The sequence below is a fragment of the Larkinella rosea genome (assembly GCF_003858635.1).
Classification (GTDB): Bacteria; Bacteroidota; Bacteroidia; order Cytophagales; family Spirosomataceae; genus Larkinella; species Larkinella rosea.
Genome location: NZ_RQJO01000015.1, coordinates 645,312 through 656,640, shown reverse-complemented (window position 1 = coordinate 656,640; position 11,329 = coordinate 645,312). Strand labels below are relative to the sequence as shown.

The 11,329-nt window shown below is 53.8% G+C and carries 7 protein-coding genes; 6 read left to right on the top strand and 1 reads right to left on the bottom strand.

What is annotated here, in order from left to right; translation table 11 throughout:
- Window positions 1-154: 154 nt before the first annotated feature.
- Entirely contained in the window at window positions 155-280 is a 126-nt protein-coding gene (locus EHT25_RS33330; protein WP_262707858.1) for a hypothetical protein, read from the bottom strand.
- 277 nt (window positions 281-557) lie between these two features.
- On the opposite strand from EHT25_RS33330, the gene EHT25_RS29195 reads away from it, so the two are divergent.
- The 6 genes from EHT25_RS29195 to EHT25_RS29170 all read left to right on the top strand — a co-directional run bounded on the left by EHT25_RS29195 (window position 558) and on the right by EHT25_RS29170 (window position 11,089).
- Window positions 558-1,172, top strand: coding sequence for an RNA polymerase sigma factor (locus tag EHT25_RS29195; protein ID WP_124878971.1), 615 nt, complete (start codon window positions 558-560; stop codon window positions 1,170-1,172).
- A gap of 92 nt (window positions 1,173-1,264) precedes the next feature.
- The gene (locus EHT25_RS29190; protein ID WP_124878970.1) at window positions 1,265-2,389 is read left to right on the top strand and encodes a FecR family protein; all 1,125 of its coding nucleotides are present in this window, start codon (window positions 1,265-1,267) and stop codon (window positions 2,387-2,389) included.
- Between the two features lie 226 nt (window positions 2,390-2,615).
- The gene (locus tag EHT25_RS29185; protein ID WP_124878969.1) at window positions 2,616-6,056 is read left to right on the top strand and encodes a TonB-dependent receptor; all 3,441 of its coding nucleotides are present in this window, start codon (window positions 2,616-2,618) and stop codon (window positions 6,054-6,056) included.
- Between the two features lie 21 nt (window positions 6,057-6,077).
- The gene (locus EHT25_RS29180) at window positions 6,078-7,811 is read left to right on the top strand and encodes a RagB/SusD family nutrient uptake outer membrane protein (protein WP_124878968.1); all 1,734 of its coding nucleotides are present in this window, start codon (window positions 6,078-6,080) and stop codon (window positions 7,809-7,811) included.
- 63 nt (window positions 7,812-7,874) lie between these two features.
- Complete coding sequence (locus EHT25_RS29175; protein WP_124878967.1) at window positions 7,875-8,861, top strand: hypothetical protein; 987 nt, start codon at window positions 7,875-7,877, stop codon at window positions 8,859-8,861.
- A gap of 35 nt (window positions 8,862-8,896) precedes the next feature.
- Window positions 8,897-11,089, top strand: coding sequence for an outer membrane protein assembly factor BamB family protein (locus tag EHT25_RS29170; RefSeq protein ID WP_124878966.1), 2,193 nt, complete (start codon window positions 8,897-8,899; stop codon window positions 11,087-11,089).
- Window positions 11,090-11,329: the final 240 nt, after the last annotated feature.

Genomic DNA, 11,329 nt, shown 5'->3' with positions numbered 1-11,329 from the left:
AATACGTACTTTAGACGATGAATGTTGAATACCGGATCATCTTTTAATCAAAAAAATTATCCAGACGGCACCAATAATCAAGCCGGATAAAAGGTATTCAATAAACCGCACAAAAAGTGATTATGTTATAGTGATATTCCTTCTTACCTGATTTCTATTTCGAAAAAACGCCTTTCGCAATCAGATAAGGAATAATCAGCCAGAGCAGGCCTTTGATGAGGAAGAAGAGAAAGCCCAGCCAACCGACGCGCTTGAGCCATGTTTTAAACCGGTCATTCATGGTGTGGCTATTCGTTTAGTTCAGAAGTTGTATCGGCATGGAGGATTCTTAAACGAAAATAATTATCAAAGTTAGCCAACTGCCCGTTTATTTAAAGCTGTCTTCCAATTTTTGATTAGAACCCCATTTTTTCCGTCTTTTAGAATCGATTAATCACTCATCCGCATCGTTATATATTAAATTATTTTAATTATAGAATTACGCAGGAAAATACCATCTGTGTTAAATTAACCTTACATTTGGTATAAGTAAAGTCAGTATTTGACGATCTCATCGATTGGAACACGTTACTGCCGCTGAATATAAAAATCTGACACCTCAGGAATTATGGCAACGCTTCAAAGCCGGCGACGAACTGGCTTTCGGCGAGCTGGCCCAGGTGCATTACCGTAGTTTGTATAATTACGGTTTGCGGTTGACTACGGATTCGGAACGGGTTTGGGATGCCATCCAGGATTTGCTGCTGGATTTGTGGGACCACCGAACAACCGTCGGCGATGCGGTTTTTGTGAAAGCCTACCTCCTGAAATCCCTGCGCTATAAATTATTGAAAACCCGGTCGGGGCCAACTGCCGTCGATATCGATGAATCGACACCGGCGCAGTTGCCGTTTGCCGATTCCATCGAACAGCAGATTATCGACAGCGAAAGCCAGACCGAGCAAACCCGGTTGCTCCACCAGCTCATGGCGTCGCTCTCCAAACGCCAGCAGGAGGTTCTGTACCTGCGGTTTTACCAGAATCTCGACAACCACGAAATTGCCCAGATTATGGGCCTGGAGCGGCAAAGCGTCGCCAATCTTCTCCACCGAACCTTCAAGGAACTCCGCAGCCAGTGGTCGTCCAGCCTGTTGCTGTTGCTGCTGGAAATGATTCGCTCCGGAGCGAATTGAAATCTTCTCCATAATAATTTTACTTTTTTTTGAGTATTGCGCTCCTGCGTCCGACACTATGGAAATAGAAGCCATAGAATGCAATTCACTCAATGATTAATTATAGAACGTACGAAGCCGAAGACTTCCTGTTCGATGAATCGTTCCGGCAGTGGACTACGGAGACAACTCCGCAAACCGCCCGTTTTTGGGAACAATGGCTCGTCCAGAATCCCGACCGTGCGGAGGTGGTGCGGCAGGCCCAGGAACTGGTTCGTGCGTTGAATGCGCATTACCGCGACGATGCCACTGACGAACGGCTGGCGCAGGAACTGGCGCAACTGGTGGGTAAAGCCGCCGAACGTCGGGATTCCGAAACCGAAGAGACGCCCGTTGTGCCACTGAGTCAACGGACCTGGTGGCGATGGGCCGTGGCGGCTTCGGTGGTGGTGCTGTTGGGGCTTGTCGCCCGGATTTACGTAAACCGTACCGCAAAACCGGCTGCCTACTCCTACGAATACCTGACCAAAAACGTACCGAAGGCTCCGCTGGAGGAAAAAGTCAATACCGGCACCAAAGCGATCAATGTACTGCTGAGTGACGGCAGTGTGGTCACGCTGAACCCAAAAAGCCGATTGAGCTATCCCCATCGGTTCAGCGCCACGACGCGTACGGTTTACCTAAGCGGAGAAGCCTTTTTCGACGTGGTGAAAAATCCGGCCAAACCGTTTTTGATCTACGCCAACCAAACCGTCACGAAAGTACTGGGAACCAGCTTTTTGGTCCGTGCCTATACCGAAGAAAAAGACGTAACCGTAATGGTGAAAACCGGGCGGGTCTCGGTGTATTCGCTGAAGGATTACGAAAAAGCCCAGCAGTCGGGTCTCCGGCGCGTCGAAGGGGTGGTACTGACGCCCAACCAGCAAATGACGTACAATCTGGAAGAAAACCGCCTGATCAAGGCCGTGGTGGAAAAGCCAGCGGCTTTGGTCGTCAACCGGCCCAGCCGCGAACAGGAGTTTGAGGATGCGCCTGTGGCCAGGGTTTTCGCCAGTCTGGAACGGACGTACGGTGTGAAATTACGTTTCGACGAAGACGCGATGGCGGCCTGTCTGGTCAATGTCTCGTTTAATGAAGAAAATCTGATGGAGCGCCTGGACGTCATCTGCCAAACCATTGGTGCATCGTATGAAGTGCTCGACGGACAGATTGTGATCACCAGCAAAGGCTGTCATTAACCCGATACACTATTCCTAAACCCATAAATTAATTCCGTATCCGAACCATCTCGAGCCCTAATCCCGTCTGCCTATGACCCAGTAACCCACTGCCAACAAAAAAGGCCAATGATGGTACCAGCATCATTGACCCTACAAAGCCCCTTTGATAATCAACCTCTCCAGGATGAAGAAGGGTATTTTTTGTCTATTCGTAATCCCAAACAGCCAAAAAACAAGTAAAAGTATGGAAAAACTTCGACAACCGCTTAGCCTGTTGCGTAGCTTTATGAAATTGACTTTCTATCAGTTACTACTGGCAGCGATCTTCACTGGCCTGGCCCTGGCCCGCCCGGTCGAAGCGCAGCGAGTGATGGACCAGCGCGTCACGATTCAAGTGACGAACCAATCGGTTAAAACCGTTCTGCACCAGTTGTGCAAACAGGCCGACGTTCGTTTTGCCTACCGCTCGGCGCTGATTCAATTGAATGACCGCGTCTCGCTTAACGCTACGAATCAGCCGTTGGGCGCAGTACTGACCAATCTGCTAAAACCGCTCCAGGTCTCTTACCTGATCAAAGGCCGCCAGATTATTCTGACGCAGGAAGTTGTGTTGCCCATGACCCCGCAGGAATTGTTGCGCCTGACCATCGAAAATGCCGCCGACCGAACCGTCACCGGCTCGGTTTCTGACGAATCCGGAGCCAGTTTGCCGGGGGTGAGCATCGTGGTAAAAGGCACCACGCGTGGCACCACCACCGACGCCAACGGCCAGTTTCGGATGTCGCTGCTGACCGGCGATGACGTGCTGGTTTTTAGCTTCGTAGGCTATCTGACGCAGGAAGTAACCGTCGGCGCGCAAAGCACGCTCAATATTCGGCTGGCGACGGATACCAAAAACCTGAGCGAGGTCGTCGTTGTCGGGTACGGTACGCAGAAACGCTCGGATTTAACGGGCTCGGTTTCGTCGGTCAAGGCAGAAGATGTGAAGAGCCTGCCGGTTCGCAGCGTGAACGAAGCCCTGCAAGGCCGGGCCGCGGGGGTCCAGGTGACGCGGAACGACGGTTCGCCGGGCGCTAGCGCCGACATTGTGATTCGGGGCGTCGGTTCCATTGGGGGTATGGCTCCGCTCTACATCGTCGATGGAATCCGGATGTCGTCGGGCAACAACTTCAACCTCCAGGACGTCGAATCCATTGAAATTCTGAAAGATGCAAGTGCCGCTGCGATTTACGGCGCGCAGGCTGCGGGTGGTGTTGTGCTGGTGACGACCAAGCGCGGAACCAGCATGGACAAGATGAACATCAATTTCAACGCCTATTACGGGGTTCGTCAACCGCTGAATTTATTCAAACTGCTCAATACCGCCGATTACTACAAAGCCAAAACCGCCTTTGGTGTCGCTACCAACAGCTGGGGAGATCCGAATACGCTGCCGAACAACGACTGGGTCGATGATTTATTCACTTCGGGCGGGGAACAGAGTTATTCACTTTCGCTATCCGGCGCGTCGGCCAAAAGCAACTATTACCTGTCGGTCAATTACCAGCGTGAGGGCGGAACGATCATCGACAACTGGTTCAAGCGCTACGGGATTCGGTCGAACGCCGATTTTAAAATCAACCGCCGGTTTAAGGTGGGCGAAACGCTGTACGGCTGGATGACCGGTACGAATCCGACGGTCAGCACGACCTTTCCTTTCCGCTCTGCACCGGTTATTCCGGTTTACGATCCGACCAACATTTACGGCGGCTGGGCTAAAACCGGTAACTATTTCGGTGGTCCGAACCTCGTCGGTAACGAATTCATCAACCACCAGTTGAACCAGACGTACGCCCTGGAAGGCAACGTATATGCCGATTGGGAAATTACGAACGGTTTGAACTTCCGGACCACGTTCGGCGCGTCGATCTACAACGTCAAGAACTACAAATTCGTGGAAGCCTACGATTTCGGGATCGTCGCCAACCGCGTTGCTTCACTGGCCCGCGACGGCAACAACCAGCGGAACCTGACGGCCAACCTCGTATTAACCTACGCCAAAACCTTCGGTCAACATGATCTGAAAGCGATGGCCGGATACGAAGCCTACCAATCCGACCTGAGTTCGCTCAGTGCTTCGGCGCAGGGTTTTCCGTACGTGACCTACAACCTGGGCTTGACGACCAACCCCAGCAGCTACGTGGCCAGCGGAGGTGAATTTCCGCAGACCCGGCTGCTTTCGCAGTTTGGCCGGATCAACTACGTTTACGCCAATAAATACCTGCTGACGGCCAACATCCGCCGGGACGGTTCCGACCGGTTTGGCCCCACGAACAAATTCGGGGTGTTTCCCTCGGCTTCCATCGGCTGGAAACTGACCGAAGAACCCTTTATCCGCGACAACCTGACCTATGTTTCCAACCTGAAAGTCCGGGCGAGTTACGGAAAACTGGGTAGCACCAGTAACATTCCTCAGTATACGTACCAGGCCTCCTACGGCGGAACGAATGGGACGAACAGCATGGGTCTGGCCGACGGAAGCACGCGCGCCAAAGGGTATGCGCTGACCGCCCAGCTCGCTAACGAAAACATTCGCTGGGAAGCCGTTAACCAGACCGACGTGGGGCTGGATATCGGTTTACTGAAAAATGCGCTGAATGTCACCGTCGATTGGTACAGTCGCCAGACGCAGGGGATGATTTACCAGGTTCCGGTGGCGCAATCGGCCGGTTTTGGGAATACGTCCGTGTATACCAACATTGGTCAGATGAGCAACAAAGGGCTCGAACTGGCGGTGGATTACCGGGGCAAAACCGGTGCGTTCACCTACGCCATTGCGGCCAATGCTTCTTTCAACCGAAATCTGGTGAAGAAACTCGACGGCGTTAACAACAACCCGATCAGCGACGGACAGGCCGGGCTGGATCTCGACGGCAACGCCGGACGCACCGAAGTTGGGCACCCGATGAGCCAGTTTTACGGGTATATCGTGGAAGGCATTTTCCAGTCGGACGCCGATGTAAAATCGCTGAACGAAAAAGCGCAGCAGGCGGCTGGTTCCACCAGTGTGTATTACCAGAATGCCGGAACGGCTGCGGGTGACCTGCGGTACAAGGACACCAACGGCGACGGACGCATCACGGTGGCCGATAAAACCTTCATCGGGAATCCCTGGCCCAAACTCACCTACGGTCTGACCCTCAACCTGGGCTGGAAGGGCTTCGACCTGACGGCCTTGTTCCAGGGTATTCAGGGCGTTGATGTGTACAACGGGAACAAATACTTCACGGAGTTCATGTACGGCGATTACAACACCACGAAGGACATTTTCAACGCGTCGTTTTTTAACGGCAATGGCCTGACGAGTTCGCCACGCGTGGGGGTAACCAATGCCGCCGGAGCATTTTCGCGGGACCCGAACGCCAATTACGGCCGGATTTCGAGCTATTTCGTGGAAGACGGTTCGTTCCTGAAACTGCGGAATCTGCAAATCGGTTACACGCTGCCGAATGCCCTGACGAGAGCCATTCGGGTGCAGGACCTGAAAATCTACGCCCAGGCCCAAAACCTGCTGACATTCACGAAATACAGCGGTCTTGACCCGGAAGTGCTGGGACGCAACGGCACCACCGCCCGGGGTATCGACACGATTTTCTCGTACCCGCGCACGCTATTGCTGTCGATGGGTATCAACCTGAGTTTCTAACCGCCAAAGCCATTTCAAACCATGAAAATATTCTTCAAGTTATCGTTCCTTGCTTTGCTGGTGGTGGGTATGGGCTCCTGCAAAGAGGACTTTGTTGACGTCAACAACCCCACCGCCATTTCGACCGCCAGCTATCCGGCCACCGTATCCGACCTGGAACAACTTCTGACGGGCGTGTACGGCACCCAGCACGCCGTTGGCATTTTCGGACGCGCCATTGGCCCGTATAGCACCTACCTCTGGGATCACACCACGGATTTGAGCTGGCAGGGATCGCCCAACTGGATTCAGATGGGGCAAAACAACGCCCTGCCCAGCGACGCTTTTCTGCTACAAATCTGGCCGGATTTGTGGCGGGGTGTCCAACGCTGCAACACGCTGCTGGCCGGGGTGGAGCGGGTTTTGCCGACGGCTTCGACCGCAGACGCGGCTTCGATCAACCTGATCAAAGGACAGGCGCTTTTCCTGCGGGCGTGGTATTATTTCTATTTGACCACATTCTGGGGCGAAACCTTCATCGTGAATGGGGCGGGCGGTGATAAAATGGGGGTTCCGATTGTGACCACCGTCGCCAACAACCTGTCCGAGACGCAGATTTCCCGTTCAACGGTCAAACAAAGCTGGGATTTCATCATCAACGACCTGAAACAGGCCGAAACCCTGCTGAATGGAAAAACCTGGACCGCCGTTGCCGACAAGCACAAAGTGGACCAATGGGGGGTGAAAGGGTTTCTGGCCAAAGCCTACGTCTTTACCGAAGACTGGAACAACGCCAAAACCTACCTGAGCAATATTGTCACCACCAGCAACAAATCGCTGGTTTCGTTCGATGTGTACAAAACCATGTTCAACGGGCAGAACGAATTCAATTCCGAATCGCTGTTTGAACTCAATCTGAACGTCGACATGACCTACTCCGGGGTCGATCTGTCGATGGGTTCCATGATGGGGACCCTGATTGCGCCTTCGTACGTGAGCCCAACGACCGGAACGCCCATTGCCTCGGCCTGGACGAACGTTTTCCCGCACGCCAAAAACATCGCCCGGTTTGGCTTTAACCTGGGCCACTACTTCCCGAACGGAACCACCTCGGCCAGCATCGCGAACGTCGATAAGTCGTACATCACCAAATCCATTACGGCCCGCGCGAACAAAACCGTTGACCCCCGGCTTTGGGTGGCCTGTCTGCAACCGTACGTCGATTCGATGGTGGTTGCCGGGGTAAAACGGCCCATTTCGCACTACCTCGACATTACCGAACTGGACATGGAAGCCTGGAGTTTCCGGAAATACATCAACCTGAACGGAACGGAACTGGAGATAAACCGCGCCAACCCGTCCAACATTCTCTGGTTGCGGCTGGCCGATATTTACCTGCTCTACGCCGAAACCTTGATGAAAACCGGCGACAACGCTACGGCGCTGGAATACATCAACAAGGTGAAACGGCGCGCTTATAATTATCCGGTCAATACGGCTTCGCCGGTCGATTACAAAAGCCTGACCGACCAGACGATGGCACCCGACAACGTGCTGAAAAACGATCCGCTCAAGTACGAACGCTGGGCCGAGTTCTTCGGCGAGTTCAACTGGTGGTTCGACGTCTGCCGCTGGAAAATCGGGGATAAGGAAGCCGCTTATTACCAGAAAATCCGGGGTGGGGCCATTCAGTTCGACCCGACGGATTACGCGCAACCCATCCCGATCAACGAGATCACCGCGAACGTCAATATGAAACAAAACCCGGGTTATTGACCTCTTTCTCCCGGTTTGGAGCGGTTTTCCAAGAATCGCTCCAAACCGGGAGTTCTTTTTTCCATGAAGACAATCGCTCTTTTCATCGGTATTCTCCTGGGTTTCGCCAGTGTTACCCTGCTTCCGCCGTTTCCGGAAGTGGCTATTTCCAACGGATTGATTCGGGCCCGATTGTACCTGCCGGATTCCGTTAGCGGTTATTACCAGGGCACACGGTTCGACTGGTCGGGCGTCATTGCCAGCCTGACGTACAAGGAGCATTCGTATTTCGGGCAGTGGTTCGAGAAATACGATCCGAAGCTGCACGACGCCATCAGCGGCCCGGTCGAAGAGTTTACACCCATGGGCTACGAAGACGCCAAACCGGGGGAGGATTTCCTGAAAATCGGTGTCGGTTCACTCCGCAAAGCCAAAGACGCGCCGTATCGGTTTGCTTCGCCGTACGCCATCGTCAATCCCGGAAAATGGACCGTCAAAACCGGGAAAGATCAGGCGGTTTTCACGCACGACCTGACCGATGCCGCCGGGTATTCGTATCGGTACGAAAAAACCGTCAAACTCCTGAAGGGAAAACCGGTGCTGGTGCTGGAACATCGTCTGAAAAACACCGGTCGGAAACCGATCGAAACCACCGTGTACGACCACAATTTCTTCATGCTGGATCAACAGCAGACCGGGCCGGATATTTCAGTAACCTTTCCGTTTGCGTTGCAGGTCAAGCCAACGCGCGGCATCGGCACGTTTGCCGACATCCGGGAAAACCGGTTTGTGTATCTGAAAGAACTGCCCAAGGGGGAAAGCACGCATTGCTACCTGAGCGGTTTTGGCGATACCGCGAAAGACTACGATTTCCGGATCGAAAACCGCAAAACCGGGGCGGGTGTCCGCGTCGTGGGCGATCAGCCCATTGTGCAACTGGCGTTCTGGTCCATTCACACAACGGTCTGCCCCGAACCGTACATCAAAATCAAAGCCGAACCGGGACAGACGTTTACGTGGAAAATTTCGTATGAATATTACACGCTGCCCGACACCGCGTCGGCCCGCTGATTAATTCCTGAATCCGTACCGTTTCCCTTACAACCATGAAATTGGCGCTATCAATCCCCGCGTTTGGGCTGCTGGTTCTGGGTCTGGCTGCGATCACGTCCAGCCACCCCGCTGACGAAACCGGTCAGGACTGGCCGTATTACGGCGGCAATAAGGCCGGAAACCGGTATTCTCCGCTGAAACAGATCAACCTTCAGAACGTCAAAAATCTCCGGGTCGCCTGGACCTACAATGCCGCCGAAGCCGATGGCAAAACCGGTCAACCGCTTGAAATTCAATGCCAGCCCATCGTGATCAACGGAATTTTGTACGGTACCACGCCGATGCTGAAAGTCTTCGCGCTGGACGCCAAAACCGGTCAGCAGCGCTGGCTGTTCGATCCGTTCAACGATAAATCCCCGCGCTTCAGCCAGAACCGGGGCGTCATGTACTGGCAAAGTGACACCGACAAACGCATTCTGTTTACCGCCGGATCAACGCTTTACGCCCTGAATGCGCTGACGGGCGAACCCGTCGCCGGTTTTGGAAAAAATGGCGAAATGGATTTGCGCGAAGGACTGGGCGATGACTCCAAGCGGGATCTCAGCAAACTGTCGGTCAGTTCCACCACGCCGGGGGCCATTTACAAAAACACGCTGGTGCTGGGTTCAACGGTTTCGGAGCAGGGCGACGCGGCACCGGGTCACATTCGCGGTTTTGATATCCGCACCGGGAAAGTGTTGTGGGTTTTCCACACCATTCCGCAGCCGGGCGAACCGGGTTACGAAACCTGGCCGAAAGACGCCTACAAACGCATCGGGGGTGCCAACAACTGGGCCGGCATGGTGCTCGATGAAAAACGGGGTACGGTTTACCTCGGAACCGGTTCACCCTCCGTCGATTTCTACGGCGGTATTCGCGCTGGTCAAAACCTGTACTCCGATTGCATTCTGGCGCTGAATGCCGAAACCGGCAAAATGCAGTGGTATTTCCAGACCATTCACCACGACCTCTGGGACCGCGATCTGCCGTGCCCGCCCAATCTGGTGACGGTGAAACACAACGGCAAAATCGTTGATGCGGTGGCGCAGACGACGAAAGATGGTCTGGTATACGTCCTGAACCGCGACACCGGCGAGTCGTTGTTTCCGGTGGAAGAACGGAAAGTTCCGACCTCACCCGCATTACCCGGCGAGACTCCGTGGCCAACGCAGAAGTTTCCACTCAAACCGGCTCCCTTTGCCCGGCAGGTGTTTACCGAAGCCGATATTACCACTCGTACACCCGAAGCCCATGCGTTCGTCAAAGAGCGGTTTTTGAAAACCCGCGCCGGTAACAAGTTCATGCCACCGAGCCTGGAAGGAACCTTGTTTTTTGGCATCGGCGGGGGTGCCGAATGGGGCGGCAATGCCGCCGATCCGGAAGGAATTCTCTACCAGAATTCGAACGAAATGGCCTGGGATTTGAAAATGGCCGATCTGGCCGCCCGGAACGCCGAAATTGCCTCGAAAGGGAAAACGTTGTACCTGGCCAATTGTGTCGCCTGTCATGGTCCCGACCGCAAGGGCAGCGGCCAGGAATACCCCAGTCTGGTCGAGATTGGCAAGCGGCTTTCGGGTCAGGAAATCAACGCGGTTTTACGCTCGGGGCGCGGCCGGATGCCGTCGTTTCAGCACCTTTCGGATCAGGACCGGTTTACGTTAGTCCGGTATCTGCTGAACGCGGACAACCAAAAGCCGGAACCCAAACCCGCGGAAAGCCAGGATCAGCACAACGCCCCGGTTTTGACGGAGACGGACAAAAAAGTAGAATTCCCCTACATTCCGCCTTACATCAATAATGGCTACACCCGGTTTTTCGACCCGGACGGTTATCCGGCCGTCAAACCGCCCTGGGGAACGCTGAACGCCATCGATCTGAATACGGGTGAGTATTTGTGGAAGGTCCCGCTAGGCGAATTTCCGGAGTTAACCAAAAAGGGAATTCCAATTACCGGGACGGAAAATTACGGCGGTCCCATCGTTACGGCGGGTGGATTGATTTTTATTGCCGCAACGAAAGACGAACGCATCCGGGCTTTCGACAAAAAAACCGGGAAGGTTGTCTGGGAATACCAGCTTCCGGCAGGCGGTTTTGCAACGCCGATTACGTATCTGGCGGGCGGGAAACAGTACGTCGTGATTGCGGCCGGGGGCGTCAAAAATGGGCATAAACCGGGCGGTTCGTATATTGCTTTTGCCTTGCCGTAAGACAGTTTATGGGTTTTCATTACATGTAAACTATGCTATTTGATGGTTGATTGTGAGCCGATTAAGTGCCATAGGCACGACATATTTGTAGCAAGGTTCTCTACCAATAGCTCTCGCGTGCCTTTAGGTACGCAATTGGCGGGGTGGTTGCGTACCTAAAGGCACGTTCAGTAGTTCAAGCGGTCATTTTTCTATCGCACCGGCGACCCGGAACTATTCAATGGCAACGGCCGACCGTCG

What these genes read in the sequence shown, in the direction of transcription:
- EHT25_RS33330 (WP_262707858.1), bottom strand. Translation starts at nt 280, where the DNA reads ATGAATGACCGGTTTAAAACATGGCTCAAGCGCGTCGGTTGGCTGGGC.
- EHT25_RS29190 (WP_124878970.1), top strand. Translation starts at nt 1,265, where the DNA reads ATGATTAATTATAGAACGTACGAAGCCGAAGACTTCCTGTTCGATGAA.
- EHT25_RS29185 (WP_124878969.1), top strand. Translation starts at nt 2,616, where the DNA reads ATGGAAAAACTTCGACAACCGCTTAGCCTGTTGCGTAGCTTTATGAAA.
- EHT25_RS29180 (WP_124878968.1), top strand. Translation starts at nt 6,078, where the DNA reads ATGAAAATATTCTTCAAGTTATCGTTCCTTGCTTTGCTGGTGGTGGGT.
- EHT25_RS29175 (WP_124878967.1), top strand. Translation starts at nt 7,875, where the DNA reads ATGAAGACAATCGCTCTTTTCATCGGTATTCTCCTGGGTTTCGCCAGT.
- EHT25_RS29170 (WP_124878966.1), top strand. Translation starts at nt 8,897, where the DNA reads ATGAAATTGGCGCTATCAATCCCCGCGTTTGGGCTGCTGGTTCTGGGT.